The 18951-nt window shown below is 69.7% G+C and carries 17 protein-coding genes and 1 tRNA gene; 10 read left to right on the top strand and 8 right to left on the bottom strand.

Translation table 11 applies throughout. The features are described 5' to 3' along the window. Both RIV12_RS07500 and RIV12_RS07495 read right to left on the bottom strand, forming a co-directional pair. The coding region (locus RIV12_RS07500; protein ID WP_309323016.1) for a glycoside hydrolase family 15 at nt 1-1136 on the bottom strand (1136 nt) is incomplete at its 3' end. 6 nt (nt 1137-1142) lie between these two features. Continuing rightward, a complete protein-coding gene (locus tag RIV12_RS07495; protein ID WP_309323015.1) occupies nt 1143-1772 on the bottom strand; it encodes a LytR C-terminal domain-containing protein in 630 nt (209 codons plus the stop codon). A 119-nt stretch (nt 1773-1891) separates the two neighbouring features. On the opposite strand from RIV12_RS07495, the gene RIV12_RS07490 reads away from it, so the two are divergent. The 6 genes from RIV12_RS07490 (at nt 1892) to RIV12_RS07465 (ending at nt 8474) form a co-directional block, all read left to right on the top strand. Then, entirely contained in the window at nt 1892-2569 is a 678-nt protein-coding gene (locus tag RIV12_RS07490) for a uracil-DNA glycosylase (protein ID WP_309323014.1), read from the top strand. A gap of 140 nt (nt 2570-2709) precedes the next feature. Beyond that, nucleotides 2710-3369 (top strand): 2-C-methyl-D-erythritol 2,4-cyclodiphosphate synthase, encoded by a 660-nt coding sequence (gene ispF, locus RIV12_RS07485; RefSeq protein WP_309323013.1) that lies wholly within the window; start codon nt 2710-2712, stop codon nt 3367-3369. A gap of 478 nt (nt 3370-3847) precedes the next feature. Next, nucleotides 3848-4348: a hypothetical protein gene (locus tag RIV12_RS07480; RefSeq protein WP_143224114.1), complete on the top strand. Its 501-nt coding sequence runs from the start codon at nt 3848-3850 to the stop codon at nt 4346-4348. A 103-nt stretch (nt 4349-4451) separates the two neighbouring features. Further along, nucleotides 4452-6035, top strand: coding sequence for a cysteine--tRNA ligase (gene cysS / locus RIV12_RS07475; protein ID WP_309323012.1), 1584 nt, complete (start codon nt 4452-4454; stop codon nt 6033-6035). A 57-nt stretch (nt 6036-6092) separates the two neighbouring features. Next, the gene (gene rlmB / locus RIV12_RS07470; protein WP_075418479.1) at nt 6093-7091 is read left to right on the top strand and encodes a 23S rRNA (guanosine(2251)-2'-O)-methyltransferase RlmB; all 999 of its coding nucleotides are present in this window, start codon (nt 6093-6095) and stop codon (nt 7089-7091) included. Between the two features lie 141 nt (nt 7092-7232). Beyond that, on the top strand, nt 7233-8474 hold the full coding sequence (locus RIV12_RS07465; protein ID WP_309323011.1) for a hypothetical protein: 1242 nt from the start codon (nt 7233-7235) through the stop codon (nt 8472-8474). Nucleotides 8475-8687: 213 nt separating this feature from the next. On the opposite strand, the gene RIV12_RS07460 is transcribed toward RIV12_RS07465, so the two are convergent. The 3 genes from RIV12_RS07460 to RIV12_RS07450 all read right to left on the bottom strand — a co-directional run bounded on the left by RIV12_RS07460 (nt 8688) and on the right by RIV12_RS07450 (nt 11949). Then, the gene (locus RIV12_RS07460; protein ID WP_309323010.1) at nt 8688-9143 is read right to left on the bottom strand and encodes a hypothetical protein; all 456 of its coding nucleotides are present in this window, start codon (nt 9141-9143) and stop codon (nt 8688-8690) included. A 113-nt stretch (nt 9144-9256) separates the two neighbouring features. Then, on the bottom strand, nt 9257-10633 hold the full coding sequence (locus RIV12_RS07455) for a DUF4032 domain-containing protein (protein ID WP_075418476.1): 1377 nt from the start codon (nt 10631-10633) through the stop codon (nt 9257-9259). A gap of 188 nt (nt 10634-10821) precedes the next feature. After that, nucleotides 10822-11949 (bottom strand): ABC transporter ATP-binding protein, encoded by a 1128-nt coding sequence (locus RIV12_RS07450; RefSeq protein WP_075418475.1) that lies wholly within the window; start codon nt 11947-11949, stop codon nt 10822-10824. A gap of 449 nt (nt 11950-12398) precedes the next feature. Between RIV12_RS07450 and RIV12_RS07445 the strand changes: the two genes are divergently transcribed. Next, nucleotides 12399-14447 (top strand): serine/threonine protein kinase, encoded by a 2049-nt coding sequence (locus RIV12_RS07445; protein ID WP_309323009.1) that lies wholly within the window; start codon nt 12399-12401, stop codon nt 14445-14447. Between the two features lie 99 nt (nt 14448-14546). Here the strand turns inward: RIV12_RS07445 and RIV12_RS07440 are convergent, their stop codons facing one another. From RIV12_RS07440 to RIV12_RS07430, 3 genes are all read right to left on the bottom strand, one after another. Beyond that, nucleotides 14547-15140 carry a hypothetical protein gene (locus RIV12_RS07440; protein WP_309323019.1) on the bottom strand — a complete coding sequence of 198 codons (594 nt, stop codon included), beginning with the start codon at nt 15138-15140 and terminating at the stop codon, nt 14547-14549. Nucleotides 15141-15161: 21 nt separating this feature from the next. Further along, nucleotides 15162-15707, bottom strand: coding sequence for a hypothetical protein (locus tag RIV12_RS07435; protein WP_309323008.1), 546 nt, complete (start codon nt 15705-15707; stop codon nt 15162-15164). An 88-nt stretch (nt 15708-15795) separates the two neighbouring features. Then, the gene (locus RIV12_RS07430; RefSeq protein ID WP_309323007.1) at nt 15796-16236 is read right to left on the bottom strand and encodes a hypothetical protein; all 441 of its coding nucleotides are present in this window, start codon (nt 16234-16236) and stop codon (nt 15796-15798) included. A 256-nt stretch (nt 16237-16492) separates the two neighbouring features. On the opposite strand from RIV12_RS07430, the gene RIV12_RS07425 reads away from it, so the two are divergent. The 3 genes from RIV12_RS07425 (at nt 16493) to RIV12_RS07415 (ending at nt 18950) form a co-directional block, all read left to right on the top strand. Then, the gene (locus tag RIV12_RS07425) at nt 16493-17401 is read left to right on the top strand and encodes a DsbA family protein (RefSeq protein ID WP_309323006.1); all 909 of its coding nucleotides are present in this window, start codon (nt 16493-16495) and stop codon (nt 17399-17401) included. A 157-nt stretch (nt 17402-17558) separates the two neighbouring features. Further along, nucleotides 17559-17634: transfer RNA gene (locus tag RIV12_RS07420), tRNA-Thr, on the top strand. 86 nt (nt 17635-17720) lie between these two features. Continuing rightward, complete coding sequence (locus RIV12_RS07415) at nt 17721-18950, top strand: methyltransferase domain-containing protein (protein WP_309323005.1); 1230 nt, start codon at nt 17721-17723, stop codon at nt 18948-18950. Nucleotide 18951: the final 1 nt, after the last annotated feature.

Here is an 18951-nt window from a genome sequence, read left to right as displayed (position 1 = left end):
GTGATGGCGGCGTCGACGTCGTCGCGCCGCAGGTGGCGGCCCCAGGTGGGGGCGAAGTTGCGCTCTATGGCGCTGCGCACCGCCGCCACCCGGTCGGCCAGGCCCTCCACGGGGGTGCCGAGGTCGACTCCGGCCCGGGTCAGCGCCGTCGCCGCCTCGAGCCCCAGGAGCACCGGGGCGGCCGCCCCCAGGGTGAGGACCGTCTCGGCGACCTCCCAGTAGTCGGGTGAGACCGCGGGCAGGTACGAGGGCGTATCCGTGACCCCCAGGAGCCGGGAGGTGGAGCGCGCCAGGGGCGCTCCCAGGCGGTCACGCAGGTTGGCGGCGGGCACGCCGTCAGCCAGGAGCCGGCCCGCGGCCCACAGGAACCATCCGGCGCCGTCGACCTGGGCGGGGCGGCTGTCGGGCACCCGGCCGCTGCTGGTGTAGCGGGCCTCAAAGCCGCCGTCGGCCCGCTGCCAGGAGGCCAGGTTGCCCAGGACCCCGAGCGCCTCATCGGCCAGGTTCACCGCGCTGAATGCGGCCGCGGCGAAGGCCGCGTCCCGGGGCCAGACGTAGCGCCAGATGCTTACGGGCGCCGCCACGACCGCGCCCAACGGGAAGATCTCCGCCCCCTGCGGGAGGGGGTTGCGGGCGTTGCGGCCCTCAAGGCCAGCAGGCCCCGCGGTCGAAGGAGCAGCGCTGTCGGCGGGGGTGGGAGTCGGTGACGTCGTCGGCCGGGCGGCCGGGCCGTCGGGGCCGGCGGGGCCGGCCATGAGTGCCGGCCCGGTCAGGGCCAGCAGGTCGGTCAGGGCGTCGTCGGCCAGGTCCGCCCACCTGCCTTGAGGAAGGCGGGCCGCCTTGCGGCGGGCGAGCGCCTGACGGGCCAGGGCGTCCCGCTGCGCGGTCGCCAGGCCCCACGGTTCAGGGGCCTCGGGCAGGCGGGTCCCCGAGACGTAGGTGACCGTATCACCCGGGGCCAGGGGGTACAGGGCCCCTCCCCCACCCATGACGAGACCGCTGCTGAGCAGGGTCGGGTCGTGGCGGCCGCGGCCCAGCAGGTGGGAGCCGCCCCAGAGGGCCGCGGCGGCGGTGAGCGGGACCGCCGCGGCGAGGGTCAGGATCCGACGACGCCCGGGAAGCGCCAGTGGCCTCATGCCCCTTTACTGCGGCTTGTAGTCGTCACGCAGAATGACCGCGATCGGTGCGCCCTGAGTGCTCTCCTCGGTGCCCTCCGCCACGTTGCTGATCCCCAGGCGCTTGCCGACCTCCTCGGCGGCGGGGCGGGCCTCCGGGGAGCTGAAGTAGACCGTCGACGCGGCCGGTTCCGCGTTCTCGTAGACCCCGGCGATGACCTCCACCGAGGTGAAGCCGCCGTTGGTGAGCTTTTCACTGGCCCCCTTGGCCAGACCGTCGGTGTACGTCCCGTTGGACACCGTGACCTTGGTGTTGAAGTCGACGTTGCCGGAGGCGCTGGCCGATGCGCTGGGCTTGGCCGAGGCGGCGGCGCCCTTCTTGTCGGCAGCCTGCTTGTCAGCGGCCTGTCCACCCTGTCCGCCCTGGGCGGGCTGAGTGGAGGAGACAGCGTCCGATGAGCCGGAGCCTCCCGAGCTGTTGAGGAACAGCGTCACCGCGCCCCAGGCGAGCGCCGGGACAATGATGATGATCGCCAGCAGCGGGGCCCAGCTGCGCCACCGGGGCACCTGGGCCCGGTGCACGCCCACGGGAACCGGGCCGTCATCATCGCCGACGTCGAACTCGTCCTCGGGGTAGTCATAGTTGCTCACGCTCACAAGATACCGGTCCGAGCGCCGTTCGTCGGGTATTGCTCACCACGTCCGGCTCACACGACCGTGACATCTGGTCCGGCAAGATCCTGCAGGTGCCGGCGATGGGCCGTTAGGCTCGCGGCGTGACATCCGCCAAGCCCCTGTCCGAGATCATCGACCCCTCCTGGGCGCGCGCCCTGGCCCCCGTGGAGCCCACGGTCCATGAGATTGGGGAGCGGCTGCGTCAGGAGGTGGCCTCCGGCGTCGGGTATCTCCCGGCGGGGACAGACGTCCTGCGCGCCTTCACGTACCCGATGGACGACGTGCGCGTCCTCATCGTCGGCCAGGACCCCTACCCCACCCCAGGGCACCCCATGGGGCTGAGCTTCTCGGTGGCGCCCGGCGTCAAGCCCCCACGCAGCCTGGAGAACATCTTCCGTGAACTGGTCAGCGACCTGGGCGTGCCCCGGCCGACGTCGGGGGACCTGACACCGTGGTGCAAGCAGGGCGTCATGCTGCTCAACCGGGTGCTCACCGTTCGCCCGGGGGCTCCGGCCTCGCACAAGGGCTGGGGCTGGGAGAAGGTGACGCAGCGGGCGATCGAGGCCCTGGTGGAGCGCGGCGGCCCGCTCGTGGCGATCTTGTGGGGGCGGCCGGCGCAGTCGCTGACCCCGATGCTGGGGCAGACACCCATCATCGCCTCACCGCACCCGTCCCCTCTGTCGGCCTCGCGCGGGTTCTTCGGATCGCGTCCCTTCAGCCGCGCCAACACGATCCTCACCGAGATGGGGGCCGCCCCCGTGGACTGGCGCCTGCCCTGAGGCGGCGTCGGGGCCGGCCCTGCCGGCGCTCGCTCTGTCGGTCCGCTACCAACCTGGGCCGACGACGCCCAGGCCCGCCCAGTCGCAACGCGCCCAAGCCCCATCTGCGCGCCCGGGCCCCGTCTGGTAGACACGGCCTCATGTCCGAACGCCAGTCAGACCAGTCGGAACACTCCGCTCAGCCCGCTCACGCCGCAGCCGTCGACACCGCCTCCGGCTCTCAGCCCCCGTCACGCTCCCGGGCCCGCCACGCCGCCGGCCCGGCCACCATCGACCTGAACCAGATCGCCCAGTTTCTGCCGCGCACCGGCATCGGCACCGACGTGCACGCCTTCGCCGCCCCCGACTCGGGCACCCCCATGCACCTGGCCTGCCTGGAGTGGCCCGGTGAGGTGGGCCTGGCCGGCCACTCCGACGGCGACGTCGTCGCCCACGCCTGCTGCGACGCCCTGTTCTCGGCCGCCGGACTGGGCGACCTGGGCTCGAACTTCGGCACCGCCGAACCCCGATGGAAGGGGGCCTCCGGAGCCACGCTCCTGAGCGAGGCCGCCCGCCGGGTGCGCGAGGCCGGCTTCGAGATCGGCAACATCGCCGTCCAGCTCGTGGGCGAGCGCCCGCGCGTGGCCGCACGCTCCGCCGAGGCCTCCCGGGCACTGTCCGAGGCCGCCTCCGCCAGGGTCTCCTTCACCGCCACCACCACCGACCACCTGGGCTTCCTGGGCCGCACCGAGGGCCTACTCGCCATCGCCACCGCCCTGGTCTACCCGGTGCCCGACGCCGTCCACGCGGTCGTACCGTAGAGCGCGCGTCCGGCCCCGGGGTGAGGGCGCCCGGTCCCGCCGCCTAGACCCCGCGGAGTCGACCAGGCCCGCCACTCAGTGTCCACAGCGCTGACATCAACGAGCCCGACGTCAATGCGCCCAGCGAGGATCGTTGAAATTCTGCGGTTTGTCTTCCGGGTACGGCGTCGATGCGGAGTTGATGTCAGCGCCATGGACACCAACGCCCCTCCAGATCTCCTCCCTCGACCCACCATCCACCCCAAGACCACCAACCCGCCCAGAGCTAGCGCCTCAGAAGCCACGACACTCACACGTCTCAGAAGCGAGGAGACAGCACAACACCCTTAACCCTCGAACCCGCGGCCCAAGGTACGACCGCGACATCGGCGACCGGCGAGAACCGCAGGATTTCACTGCCTTTTCGCCGGTTACGTCAACAGTGGATCTGATTTATTTCCACTACATAGACATCAAGACATTCATACACCGAAGACCAATGGCAGACACAAGAGGTGACACCGCCGAGCACGTCTCCATCAACTTCGGTGGAGCCTCCTCAGCAGGACCACCTACACCAAGAAGAGGATTGACGGACATCAACACACTACTGATAAAAAATGTAAACAAAATTCTACAGAATCTGGGATTCGAGAAACTCAGCGAAAAAGAGAAGGGGGTGGCAGTCATTGCAGGGCGTTCAAGTTTACTGAACCCTAACGAACATTTGTCGCCGATGGGGATTTTGGTTATTTCACTGCTAACCATTACGCTAACAATTAAAAGCATCGACGACAATATTGCATTTCATGTCAAAGTTTTTGACGCCAGCGAAGACCGCCAACTTATTGTATTCTTTCTTGCTATGGCCGCACTCACTGTTGTCGCAACTCCAGTCTGTGCGTGGCGACGCGCCGTCTGGATCGCAGTATCAGCCGTCGAGAAAAGACGCGCAAACAATCCAGTCGACCAGATACAAGATAAAACAAAAGGAGTTTAACGAAAAATCAACTTTGATGGCGCCCCAGTTGACGACGAACACGACCAAAAGCCGACAAGCAACCAGTGGACACCGGTGGCGGGCGGCCAGGTAGCCTGTGCCCGTGAGCACCACCCCCACTGAGCCCCCTGAGTCCACGGGCCCTGCCGCCTCCCCCGCCTCCGCGGGCGCGCCGGCCCTGCGTCTGTACGACTCCGCCGCCCGCGCGATCGTGCCGCTGGCCCCCACGGCCACCCCCGGCCTGGTGACGATCTACCTGTGTGGTGCCACTGTCCAGGGCTCGCCCCACATCGGCCACATGCGCAGCGGCATCGCCTTCGACGTCCTGCGCCGCTGGCTGGAGCGCAGCGGCCAGGAGGTCCACCTCATCCGCAACGTCACGGACATCGACGACAAGATTCTCAGCAAGTCGGCCGCCGCCGAGCCTCCGGTGCCGTGGTGGGCCTGGGCCCAGCGCTTCGAGCGGGAGTTCGACGCCGCATACCGCGCCCTGGGCGTTGCCGCCCCCACCTATGAGCCGCGCGCCACCGGCCACATCCCCGAGATGATCGACCTGGTCCAGCGCCTGCTGGATGCCGGTCACGCCTACGTCGGCGAGTCCGGCAACGTCTACTACGACGTGCGCTCGCTGCCCGACTACGGCTCGCTGACCAACCAGCGCCTGGAGGACCTGGCCACCACCGAGGACGAGTCCCAACTGGATGACGACGTCGAGGCCGACAAGCGCGACCCGCGCGACTTCGCCCTGTGGAAGGCCGCCAAGCCCACCGAGCCGGCCGACGCCGCCTGGGACGCCCCCTGGGGCCGGGGCCGGCCCGGCTGGCACCTGGAGTGCTCGGCCATGTCTCGCCGCTACCTGGGCGATACCTTCGACATCCACGGCGGCGGCATCGACCTGCGCTTCCCGCACCACGAGAACGAGCAGGCCCAGTCTCACGGCGCCGGCTGGGGCTTCGCGCGCCACTGGGTCCACAACGCCTGGGTGACCATCAAGGGCGAGAAGATGAGCAAGTCGCTGGGCAACTCCCTGGTGGTGGCCGAGCTGCTCAAGCGCTACGACGCCGCCGTGCTGCGCCTGGCCCTGGGCACCGTCCACCACCGCTCCACCGTGGAGTTCTCCGAGGAGACCCTCGCCGACGCCGCCGCCCTGTGGGAGCGCCTGTCCGGTGCGATCCTGCGGGTATACGAGTTCTGCGACGGCGGGGGCACCAACCCCGTCGACGCCCCCGCCGAGCAGGTGCGTGCCCGGTCGCTGCCGGCCGAGTTCACGGCCGCCATGGATGAGGACCTCAACCTGGCCGGCGCCATGGCGGTCGTCCACGCCACCCTCAAGGCCCTCAACGTGGCCCTCACCAAGGCTGCTCCGAGCGGCGGCCAGGGGGCCGACGCCGACCTGCGCGCCTCGGTGGTCGACCTCGCCCTGGACCTGCGCGCCCAGCTCGACGTCCTGGGCCTGGACCCGCTGGCCGAGCCCTGGCGCGCCCGCGTGCTCGACGGCGTCGGCTCCTCCCATGGCGGCGCCGCCATGGAGGCCCTCGACCGGCTCATCCGCCACGACCTCGAGGAGCGGGCCCAGGCCCGCGCCGCCAAGGACTGGTCGCGCGCCGACGCTCTGCGCGACAAGCTGACCGGGGCCGGCGTCGTCGTCGAGGACTCCCCCTCGGGCGCCCGCTGGCACCTGGCCTGAGCGGCCCACCCACCATCCACTACTGAGCAATTCGCACCGTCACGAACAGGAGGCCGGATGCCCGGCAACGAGCAGTACCCCGGCGCCAAGCGCCGCCCCGGCTCGAAGAAGGGCCCCACGAAGGGCTCCGGCGGCCAGCGCCGCAAGGGCCTGGAGGGCAAGGGCCCCACCCCGCGCGCGGAGAACCGCGTCGGCCACCCCAAGGCCCGGGCGAAGGCCCGCGCCGAGGCCCGGGCCGCCCAGCCCACCCGGGCCAAGCAGCTTGAGAAGATCAAGCGCCGCTTCGACGTGCCCGAGGGTCACGAGATCCTGTGCGGGCGCAATGCCGTGGCCGAGGCCGCCTACGCCTCGGTGCCCATCACCCGGGTCTTCATGGCGGTCTCCGCCCAGTCCGACGAGCGCCTGGGCGCCGTGGTGCGCCGCGCCGCCCTGCTGGGCGCCCCGGTGCTGGAGACCACCAAGCTGGACCTGGACGCCCTGACCGACTCCGCCGCCCACCAGGGCGTGGCCATCGAGGTGCCCGCCTACGAGTACACCACCGCCCTGGACCTGCTGGAGCGCGCCCGAGCCCTGGGCCGCACGCCACTGCTCGTGGCCCTGGACCAGGTGACCGACCCCCACAACCTCGGCGCGGTCCTGCGCAGCGCCGGGGCCTTCGGGGCCGACGGCGTCATCATCCCCGAACGCCGCTCGGTGGGCGTCAACGCCACCGTGTGGAAGGTGTCCGCCGGCGCCGCCGCCCGGGTGCGCGTGGCCCGCGAGACGAACCTCGTGCGCACCCTGGAGCAGCTGAAGAAGGAGGGCTGCTTCGTCGTCGGCCTGGACGGCTCGGGCAGCACTGACGTCGAGGACCTCACCCTGGCCGACTCGCCCCTGGTGCTGGTGACCGGCGCGGAGGGCGCGGGCCTGTCCCGCCTGGTGCGCGAGACCTGCGACGTGCTGGCCTCGGTGCCGATCAGCCGCAGCGTGGAGTCCCTCAACGCGGCCGTGGCCACGGGTATCAGCCTCTACGAGGTCGACCGCCTGCGGCGCCGGGCCGCCGGCAGCGGCAGCTGACCCGCACCGCCGCTCAGGGCCGGCAGCCTCCGGCAGAGCCGGCCGATCCGGCCGACCAGGTCGAAAGCGCCCGGTTTACACTTCTCCATGACGGCCCCGTTGCTGACACAATGGGCCGCATCCGATCCACAGGAGGTCCCCATGGCCCAGGACGCTTCGCAGCGCTGGAACCGCACCGATGGCGTGCTCATCGCGCCGGGCACGACGCCGGAGGCGGTCGCCGACGCCTTCGCCGAGCGCGGGGTGGTCGTGCGCCTGGAGTGGTTCCCGGCCACCACCCACCTGCTCAGCCTCACCCTCATGACCGACGTCGAGGGCCGGGTCGCGGTGACGCCGCCCTCGCGCGGGGGCGTTGTGCCCGGACCGAGAGTCAGTGAGCTCGTGGAGTCCCTGGCCCGGGAGTTCACGGCCGATGTCGCCGTGGGGCCGGCGGCCTTCAACGCCCTGCCCGACGACGTCGAGCTGCCCAGGATCTCCCACCACGGCTCGGCCAGCGCCCGCACCGTGGTGATCTCCCCGATGAGCGCCTACATGGTGCCGCTGCAGGCCACCCTGCTGGAACGGCCCCTGGCGGTGGCCTCGACGCCGAGCCTGGACCGCCGCATCGTCATGTACTCCGGTGAGGGCACGGAGCTGGGCACCTTCGGCTGGGACGAGGAGTCCCTGCCGGCCCTGGTGCTGACCTCCGACTCCGAGGACATGTCCATCCGCGCCATCCCCACCGGGGACCCGGAGGATGACGCCGTCTTCTCCTGGGGCATGACGTCGCGTTACGTGTGGGGCGGGGTCAAGGAGCCCGGCCCGGCCCTGAGGTCCCTGGTGGACGAGCTCCTGGCGGACCTGACCGATGCGTCAGGGATCGTCGACGCCGTCCCGGGCGCCGACCTGGAGGCCGCGGCCGCCGCCATCGTCCAGCCCGGCATCGACGGTTTCGCCGCGATGCTTCAAGCCCTGGGCCTGCCCGACTGGGTGCTGGAGGTCCTCACCGGCCGCCTGGCGCCGGTGGAGGTTCCCGGCGTCGTCGTGCACGAGCCGCGCGGGCTGTCCAACGCCGTGGGCCGCAGCGTGGGCCTGCTGCTGGCCGACCCCTCGACCCCCGGCTCGGCCTTCTGGCAGGGCTACGTGCGCACGGTGACGGACAAGCCGTGGGCGGTGCGGGGCGCCGCGCTGCTCGAGGCGGGTCTGGGCGGGGCACTCGTGGGTGCCGCCGTGCGCCGTCGTCGCTCGACCGGGAACCTCCCGGGCGGGGTGGCGGCCGTGGGGGCCTTCCTGCTGGTGGACGCCATCACCGAGGTCTCGCTGGCCTCCTGGACGCGTCACCGCGAGCTGCGCCGCCGCGCCGACGAGGAGATGGCCCTGGTCGCCGAGGAGCTCGGCGCCTGAGAGCCCGCCACCGGGGACATCTGGCACCACCCACCGGGGGCCTTCCACGCGTCCGGGGACATTTCTCTACGTCCGGGGACCTTCGACGCCGTCAGGGACAGGAATCCCGTCCCCGAACGCGTGAGATGTCCCCCTCCGGGACGACATGCACCCGGCCGCGTGGAATGTCCCCGCTCGTAGGCCGCCCCCGCAAGCCGCAGGTGCGCCGGCGGGCTACTCAGGCATCCCCCAGCTCAAGACGATCAGCAACGGCACCACGCCAGCGACGAGAATAGACAGCAGCACCACCAGCGCGAAGATCAACGACCCCTTCTCGGTTTGGGACATGCCGCGATGCTTTCCTATGCTCAGCGCCCCCGGGTCGCCTCGAAGGATCGAGGCGCGGTAGAACACCGGGACCACCTGTCCGGGCTGCACGGCGAACTGGAGGCGCGGCTTGGGACTGAGGAAGGCCGCGTAGTGGTCGACGACGACGCTCGCCGACCCCGGGGGCACCGCGATCCTCACGAACTGGCCCGCGGACAGGCGCATCGCCCAGCCGTTGATCGTGACGGACACGGTGCTCTTGCCCGGCATTGAGATGGACGGGTCGAAGTACAGGTCGATGAAGGCGCTGTTCTGCGGCGTGGCCCCGGGCAGGGCCTGGAATGCGGGCGCGTCCTCGCTCATGTCTCCGTCACAGCCCTTCTCATCGCCTCAGCTGATCGAGATCAGGCTATCAACCGGCCGGTCACCACCAGCGCCGACGACGCCGTCGCACCGCCCGGTCTGCGGAGCGCGCCCTACTCCCCCTTGAACTTCATGCCGGCGGTGAAGCCGTAGGGGTTGGCGGCGTAGTCGGCCAGGGTCTGCTCGTCGCGGGCGGCGAACTCGGCGTCGTCCTCGGGCAGCGGCTCGTCGATGTCATCGTCGACGACGATCGCCTCCATCTCCTGGGTGTCCCCGACCCCCAGGTAGGCCCGCTCGTCACGGTGCTGGGGCAGTACCGTAGCCACATAGTCCTCCACCGCCTCCTGGGTGGTGACGTAGCGGTCCTGGGCCTCGGACATGTACCAGCGGTGCTCGAGGATCTCGTGGAAGATCTCCGCGGGCTCCAGCTTACGGCGCAGCTCGACGGGGACTGAGTGAATGGTGGGCTCGAAGACCTCCGCCAGCCAGGAGTGGGCCACGAGCTCGATGGGGTCCTCGCTGCGGCCAGTGATGGCCCGGTAGGCCTCCAGGTCGTTGAGCATGCGCTGACCCTGGCGCTCCTGGACGTCCAGGCCGGTCAGTCGCATCACCTGGCGGTGGTAGTGGCCGGCGTCGACGACCTTGGGCTGAATAGTGATGTGGTCGCCCCGGGAGTCGGTGTTCATGGTGAGCTCGGCGACGTCGTAGCCCATCTCGTTGAGCTTCTCGACCCGGCGGCGCAGGCGCCAGCGCTCATCCATGGAGAAGGACTCCTCGGCGGTGAGCACCTCCCACAGCTCGGTGTAGCGGCTGACGATCCGATCCCCCACCTCAATGGTATCCACGGTCGGCTCCAGCAGGGCGCCGGCCTGAAGGTCCATGAGCTCGCCGATGATGTTGGTGCGGGCCACGTCGATGTCATAGAGGCGCTTGCCGTCGGTGAGCCCCTCGGGGTAGAGCTCTCCGGTCTCGGCATCCACCAGGTAGGCGGCGAAGGCCCCGGCGTCGCGGCGGAAGAGCGTGTTGGACAGGGACACGTCCCCCCAGTAGAAGCCCAGCAGGTGCAGGCGCACCAGCAGCACGGCGAGCGCGTCGATGAGTCGGGTGGCGGTCTCGGGCCGCATGTACTGGCTGAAAAGAGCCCGGTAGGGCAGGGAGTAGGACAGGTGCTCGGTGATGAGCACCGAGTTGAGCTCCTCACCGGTGACGCTGCTGCGGCCGGTGATGACCGCCGTCGGGTGCACGCAGGGCGCCCCCAGCCGCAACAGGTCGCGCAGGAGCTCGTACTCGCGATGCGCCACGGACTCGCCGATCTCCTTGACCGCGATGACGCGCTCGGAGAGGTTGACGAAGCGCACGATATGGCGCGACAGACCACGGGGCAGCGCGGCAAGGACTTCGGTGGGCCACTCCTCCAACGCCGTCTCCCAGGGGAGGTCGAGCAGCGCCGGGTCAATCGTTGCCGCCGTGATCTTCATGGACTGGGACATGAGGTCATTCTTTCAGGCCAGAACCCATTTTGCTTTTCGAGACATGAGCCGCCGACCACACTTCTTACAGTGTCGGCGTCGGAGCGGCTCCCATCAGGTGGTGGCCGCACCGGCCCGGTCCCGCCTCGGTGAGCGCGACGACGGCGCCGCCCCCGGGCTGGGGAACGGCGCCGTCGTGCTCAGCATCCTCAGGCAGGCAGGCGCTTGCCGGTGGAGGCGGAGAAGATGTGCTCCTGACCGGGGCGGATCCGCACATAGACGGTCTCGCCCGGCTCGGGGGCGGTACGCGGGGGCACGCGCACGATGATCTGGCTCGAGTCCTCACCGGAGCCGAGCTTGGCCTCGGAGTCCTCGGCGCCGACGAGCTCACCGTAGATGTAGGCGTCGGAACCCAGCTCCTCGACGAAGGACAGGCGCACCGGGATGGAGTGCTCGTCCTGGGCGGAGACGACGTCGAGCGACTCGGGGCGGAACCCGATGGTCACCTTGCCTCCGTCCTCGGGGGTGATGGCGTCCAGGGTCGCCTTGGACAGCTGAATCTTGGCGGCGCCGACGGTGGCGACGTCACCCTTGACCGTGAACTGCCCCAGGTTCATGGCCGGTGAGCCGATGAAGCCGGCGACGAAGTCGTTGGCGGGGTGGTCGTACATCTCGCGCGGGGTGCCGACCTGCTGGAGCACGCCGTCCTTGAGGACCGCGATGCGGTCACCCATGGTGAGGGCCTCGGTCTGGTCGTGGGTGACGTAGACCGTGGTGACGCCCAGCGAGCGCTGGAGCGAGGCGATCTGGGTGCGGGTCTGCACACGGAGCTTGGCGTCCAGGTTGGACAGCGGCTCGTCCATGAGGAAGACCTTGGGCTTGCGCACGATGGCACGGCCCATGGCCACACGCTGACGCTGACCACCGGAGAGCGCCTTGGGCTTGCGGTCCAGGTACTCGGTCAGGCCGAGGATCTTGGCGGCCTCGCGCACGCGCTTGTCGATCTCGGCCTTGGGGGTGCCGGCGATCTTGAGGGCGAAGCCCATGTTGTCGTGCACGGTCATGTGCGGGTAGAGCGCGTAGTTCTGGAAGACCATGGCGATGTCACGGTCCTTGGGCTGAACGTCGGTGACGTCGCGGTCACCAATGAGGATACGGCCGGCGTTGACGTCCTCCAGGCCCGCGAGCATGCGCAGGGAGGTGGACTTACCGCAGCCGGAGGGGCCAACGAGTACGAGGAACTCGCCATCGGCGATCTCGAGGTTGAGAGCATCCACGCTGGGGCGGTCATTGCCCGGGTAAATGCGCGTGGCGTTCTCGAAAGTCACAGTTGCCATGAGTGGTGCTTCCCTTCACCGGCAGGTACGTGCCGGACGATCCGTCGTGAAAGGTGCCGATGCGTGTCCGCATTGACACGTGCCGCGGTCAGCCATTCGACCGCGGACGGGCTCATCTTGACACAGGTTCCCCGCTTTGACTAGTGATTCCCAGCAAACAGCCAGGGTGGTCTTCCACGGCGATGGCGGTGAAAGACCGCCGTCGGGTCAGTGGCGGGTCGGTGACGGACCGCGGACGGGGCGATGACGGGCCGCGGGCGGGTCGACCCGCCCCCCGGACAGCGGCCGGTGGAGACCTCCCCATCCCCGCCGTCGGAAACCACCTGTCCCAGGACCGGCGATGTGGCTCCATCACTGGTTTTACTCCCGCGACATGGCCCACAGTCGGGCGAAGAGCCCCACAGGTTCGGGGCGCCCACGAGTGAATCCGGCCCGGTACTGTGGGGGCCATGACGCAGAACTTCGACGCGCACGCGGGCGAGCCGGTCACCCTGAGCAAGTTGCGCGCCGGCACCCTGGTGGGGGGATACCGGCTTCTGCGTCGCCTGGGCGCCGGGGGCATGGGCGTGGTGTGGGAGGCCACCGATGAGGGTGGGCGCCACGTGGCCATGAAGATCCTCCACCCGCAGATCGCCGCGGACCCCACGGCTCGGCGCCGCCTGGAGCGGGAGGCCAGCGTCCTGGCCCGCGTGAGGGACACGCGCGTGGCGCGCATCCTGGACATTGAGACCGGGGACGGCTCCCAGGGCATCACCTTCGTCATCACCGAGCTCATTGAGGGCCCCACCCTGCAGCACGAGGTGGAGCACGAGGGCGTCTACGACCTGACCACCGACGCCCGCGACCTAGCCGACCTGGCCCACGGGCTGGTCGACTCGCTGCGCGCGGTGCACGCCGCCGGCGTCATCCACCGCGACCTCAAGCCCTCCAACGTCATGCTCAGTGCGCAGGGGCCGGTTCTCATCGACTTCGGCATCGCCCAGGTGGCCGACGACGTCCGGCTCACGCAGACCGGGCAGGTCACGGGCACACCGGGATTCATCCCTCCGGAGATGCTCGACGGCGGGGAGCCGAATTCCGACGTCGACTGGTACGCCTGTGCCGGCGTGCTCCTGTTCACCGTCACCGGACTGGCGCCCTTCGGTTCTGGCGCCTGGCAGGTGGTCTTCCGGCGCGTCTACGCGGGCACCCCGGAGCTGGGCAACCTGGAGGAGGAGAGCCCGGCGCTGGCGCGGGCGTTCACGGCGGCGCTCGCCCCTGAGGCGGACAACCGGCTGGACCCGGACGGCCTGCTGGAGGTGCTCGATGAGATCGCCGAGGGCGGGACCGGGCAGGAGGCGGTCGACCGGCTCCTGGGGCCTGAGGACGAGGAGCCGGAGTCCAGTGAGCTGGCGCGGAGCACCAGCACCTTCGTCTCGGGCTACGGATCGGCCCCGGGATCTCCTCGCGATGCTCGCAGCGCGACCTCGGCCTCCCCGGCCGCATACGGCAGTCCCGTCTCCGCGGCCTCCGGCGCGGAGGGCGGGTACGGTTACGCGACGCCGTCGGCCGCCTCCGGCGCTTCCGCGCAGCCCCCGCCGGCCATTCCGCCGCGTTCGTGGCACCAGAGCGGTTCGGCGATGCCCTCGATGGGGGCGCAGTCAATGCAGTACGGCGTGGGTGCTCCTGCGCCTGCGGCCACGTCTGGTGCTTACCCACGGCCGGCGCCGTCCGGGCAGGTGCCGATGTTCCCCTACTCGGGACAGCATCCGACGGCGTATCAGCCCGGCTACTCCCGGGCCCTCGCCGGTCCGACGGCTGCGCCGGCAGGGGCGATGACCGGTGCGATGGCGGCGGGTTCCTCAGGTGCACAGGTCCGCCGGTTCAACGCTCCCCGACACCCGGGTGAGCTGCCTGATTGGGCGCAGGAGCCGGTGCGTCGCCCGCTGGCGATGCTGTCCCTGTGGTTCATGCTGTCCTCGATCGGGATCGTCAGACCGGGCTGGATGGCCATTGTCGGGGCGATTCTGACGGCGATCGCCGGCACTGTGGGCCGGGCCCAGGACGCTCGGCGCTGGAACCGGCTCCAGCGCGGCGGCACCGCTCCGTCGGACAACTCCCGCATGTGGGCGATGAGCCCGTGGTACCTGTTGCGCTCGCTGATATCTGTTGGCTTCGCTTTTCTCCTGGCCTTGGGGACCGCGACCGTCCTTCTCACGTTCTTCTACTCAGCGGGTGCGGTGAACGACGACGCCCCGATTCTCGGATCGTTCCCCCCCACTAGCCGCTACTACATCCTCTATTTCACCGAGATCGCCTCGTACCTTCTCATCCTGTGGCTGGCGCCGTGGGGGGCGGCGACGCGACGCGGTGGCGCACATATGCTCAACTCGTTCACCCCCAGCGACAGCGGCAGAAGGAACCTGGTGATGGGCATGCTGGGTGTTGGCGCCGTGTTCTTCATCCTGGCCTTCGCCGGTGCGCTGCCGATTCCGAATCTGACTCCCTTCGGGAGCTGAGATACCGCTTCGGCGGGTGACGCCGAGGTCCCTGGTGGCTCCTGCTTCCGGGACCAGGTGCAGTGGGAGCGTGGGGACCGCCAGTGATGTGGGTTGTGGTCAGCGGAAGAAGGGGATGCCTCCGAAGCGGGTGGTTTTGCCGCGGTAGGCCCGGATCGCTTGGACGGAGCACACCAGCACGTGGACCCCGACCATGACCAGCGCCATGATGATCGGGGTGCCCCACGGAATGAAAGACGGCGACTCATCGAAGTCGTTCGCAACGGAGACCACGGCGATCTGGATCACTATCAGAGCCACCTCCACCAGCAGCAGCGTCAGCCCCCAGCTCGCCGCCCGACGACGATTCGTCCGGGCCGGCTCACGCAGATCCTTCTTGTCCCACAGGCCGATCACGATCATCGCCACCGCAGCCAGCAGCGCATTGAAGCCCGGCACAAACACCAGCAACCCGAACAGCCCCGCACTCCACGCCTCAGCACCGGATGGAGCACGTACCTTGACGGGTGCCGGAGCCATCATCGGCGCAGGCACAATCCCGGGGGCCGGCGCACCTGGAGCCCCAGGGGCGGGGAAGGCCCCGTAGCCCGTCACTGGCCCCGACACGGATCGTCTCGCCGGGTCGACCTCCGGGGCCGACTCCAGCATCGTGTAGTAACCACCCGAGGACGCCACAGCCTCGGGCTCCCGCATCTCACCCACGCAACTCCCCGCTCACTCAACACCAGAACGGCCGACCCCACCCGAACCAGACTCATCAGCGCCACTGCCCGCCGCCTGGGCAGCCTCAGTACCGGCCTCTTGGCGCTCCCGGGCCTCCTCCTCGTGATACGCCGCTATCTTGGCTGCCATCCACTCCGGAATCCACTCCGGATCCCGCGGACAGCGCTCCAGCTCAACAACCGCATCCGCACCACCAATCGGCCGTGCACTAATGACCGGCTCACGCATCCAGTCCGCCTCCTGATGCAGCACCCCCTCAGCAGCCTCCATCCAAAAATGCGAGTACAACCACGCACCCCGATGCTGATCCACCTGAGACGGACGAATGTCATCCAACTCGAAACCAATTTCAGGAGGAAAATACACCGAATTCCGCTCCCCGTCCTGTGTCAACCAGACCCTGACGCGGGCAACTCGATGAATCACCTGATAATCGATATCGACCCTATCCGCCCCCTCCTCGGTCAGCCAGCCACGAAGCAACACCTCACACTTCGAGACCACCGGATTGCCCTGATTCCCCTGGCTACTTGACATCAACGTGCTCCCCCACGCTCTTGCTGCGGCATTGATGCGGCCGCGTCTTTTCCTCTCACCGCATCCCTGCGGGCCGGCTCTTATGCCTTCAGGCCCCGATCTTCATCCAGTCGGGGATCGCGCCGGGGTCACGGGGGAAGACCTCCAGCTCCTTGGCGCAGTCCTCCGCCGTGTAGGGCGGGTCGAGGACCGGCTCGCGGTCATAGTCGAAGTCGGAGATGAGCTTGTAGCCCTCGCTGCTCTTCATGGACAGCGCCGCCCAGGTCCAGGTCCCGCCACGGGGGTGGGCCATGAGCGCCCGCAGGCGCACGGCCTCACGGACCAGCTCAACGGGCATCTCGTTCTCGGCCCACTGGGCGCGGCGCAGAATGCCACGGGGCCTGAGCACGCGACTCGTCACGGCGGCGCGGGTCCCCACCCCCTCAACCTCCACCACGACCTCCTGGGCGTCTACGGACTGCATCCAGTTGCCCCAGTCGGTCGACATGTTCTGGAGCAGGACCATCTGGTCCTCCATCTGGCCACCCATAGGCCCATCCATCATGGTCACAATCCCCTCCACCCGGTCACTCCCGGACCGCTCGGTCTGATTCCCCCCGATTCTGCCCGACCCCGGCTACACGCGCCGGGACAACGACGACCGATGCGTCACAATCCGCCACCGGCAGACACCAGGCGTGGTTTCCTCCAGGATCCTCGGGCAGAATGACGTCACGACAGCCATCACTCGTTGATCGTTCATCTTCTTGATCGTCCGCTCGTCACCGCACCACAAGGAGCACCGCGTGTCCACTAACCAGCCCCGCCAGACCAAGGCCCAGCGCCGCGAGGCCGCGCGCCTCAAGGCCAAGGAGCTGCGCGAGGCAGAGGCCCGCCGCGCGCGCCGCAACACGATCGCCCGCCGCAGCTTCATCGGAGGCGCGGGCGTGGCCGTGGCCGGCGGGCTCGGCTACCTGGCCTACCTCGGCGTCGACGCCAAGAAGAAGCCCAAGGGCTCGAAGTTCCCCGCACCGAACGAGGGCCTGGCCACCGCGAAGGCGAGTCAGAACGGCATCCCCAAGCAGGTCCTCTCGGACGCCTCCTGGACCTACGGCGAGGGCGCCGCTCTCGACACCGTCGCCGCCTCGGCCCCCGTCCTGGACATCTACTTCGACTACTCCTGCTCTCACTGCGCCCAGTTCGAGGGCATCCACACCCAGGAGATCAACCAGCTCCTGAGCGACAAGAAGATCACCCTGGCCCTCCACCCCACCAAGCTCCTCGGCCAGGAGTGGACCAGCGTGGTCATGAACGCGATGGGCGTCGTGCTCGACGAGGCCCCGGCCCAGTCCCTGAGCTTCCACAACGCCGCCTTCGAGATCTTCTCCCAGTTCTTGCAGACCAAGGACCAGAGCAACATGACGGTGGAGGGCCTGGTCGCCGCCGCCACCAAGGTGAACGTCCCCAAAGAGGTCTCCGCCAAGTTCAAGGCGGCCATCGACTCCGACAAGTACAAGAAGTGGGTGGAACTCGGCGACGAGGCATTCAAGGCCAGGGAGCTGGAGGGCACCCCCACCGTCTTCTTCAAGGGGGAGAAGGTCGACCTGAACAAGCTCCAGACCCCGACCTCCCTGACCGAGCTCGTCACCGGATCCACCGCGACGGCGCAGCCCACCCAGCAGGCAACTCAGCAGCCCACCCAGCAGCAGGGCTGATCCCCGCACCGGAGCCCATCCCAGGCCCCACGGACCTCCTCGTAGGACCCGCGGACCCGGGCGGCGACGGGCGCAGTACCGTCTCCCCCGGTTTCCCGCCCCGGGGCGGTCTGTGTCAGACTGTCCCACGCACCTGCGGCCGCCTGGCCGGCCGCGCGCCGCTTTAGCTCAGTTGGTAGAGCAGCTGTCTTGTAAACAGCAGGTCGTCGGTTCGAGTCCGACAAGCGGCTCCACTCACCGCCCGCAGCCGTCCGGGGCCTGGCCGCTCCTGTCTCACCTGCCCCACGGCCCGGCCACGAGCGCACCACCGGGAGGGGACATGTCGGTGACCGCAGCACCAGCGGCGTCCTGCGCCCTCCACGACGCCGGCACCTGCCGCTCCTGCCCCCACCTGTCCCTGCCGTTGCCCGCCCAGCTGGACGCCAAGCAGTCCCATGTCGCCGGCCTCCTGGCCGACCACGTCCCGGCCGGCCTGTGGCAGGCACCGGCCGCGAGCGCCCCCACCGGCTTCCGCAACAAGGCGAAGATGGCAGTGGCAGGGACCGCCGCCCACCCGACCCTGGGGATCCTCGACGGCGCCGGGTGCGGCGTCGACCTGCGCACCTGCCCGTTGCACGCGCCTGCCATCGAGGCGGCCCTGCCGGTGCTGGCCGGCCTCATCACCGAGCTGGGCCTGCGCCCCTACGACGTGCCCACGCGCCGCGGCGAGCTCAAGTACGTCCTGGTGACCGCCTCGCCCGACGACGACCTCATGGTGCGCTTCGTCCTGCGCTCCCACCACCACCTGGAGCGGCTGCGCGCCGCCCTGCCTGACCTGCACCGGCGTCTGCCCCAGCTGGCGGTGGCCGCCGTCAACATCCAAAGCGTCCACCAGGCCGTCATCGAGGGGCCCGAGGAGATCGTCCTGACTGAGGAGGACCGTCTCCTCATGCGCCTGAGCCTGCCGTCACCGGAGCACGGCGGCCGGGCCGGTCGGCGCGGCAACGGCGTCGAGCTGCCCCTCTACCTGCCCACCCGCTCCTTCTTCCAGACCAATACGGCCGTGGCCGAGGCGCTCTACGCCACCGCCCGCGCCTGGGCCGAGGAGGCCGGACCGGCCCGGGTGTGGGACCTGTTCTGCGGCGTCGGCGGCTTCGCCCTGGCCTTGGCGGTGCCCGGCCGCCGGGTGCTGGGGGTGGAGGTCTCGGCGTCGGCCATTGACGGGGCGCGTGCGGCGGCCGCCCTCATGGGCCTGGATCCCGCCCTGGTGCGCTTCGAGGCCGGGGACGCCCGCGTCCTGGACCCGGCCGCCCCTGAGGAGCGCGTCGCCGGGGCGCAGCGCCCGGATCTGCTCGTGGTCAACCCGCCCCGGCGCGGGATCGGGGAGCAGCTGGCCGGCAGGATCGAGGCCTCCGGCGTGGAGCGGGTGCTCTACTCCTCCTGCAATCCGCGCACGCTGGCGGCGGACCTGACGCACCTGCCCTCGATGCGGGTGACGCGCTCCCGCCTGTTCGACATGTTCCCGCACACCGAGCACGCCGAGGTGCTCGTGGAGCTGGTGCGGGCCTGAA

The sequence above is a fragment of the Actinomyces stomatis genome (genome assembly GCF_031292835.1).
In the GTDB taxonomy this organism is placed as follows: Bacteria; Actinomycetota; Actinomycetes; order Actinomycetales; family Actinomycetaceae; genus Actinomyces; species Actinomyces stomatis.
The sequence above is the reverse complement of the archived record's forward strand: the minus strand, read 5'-3'. Positions and strand labels throughout refer to the sequence as shown.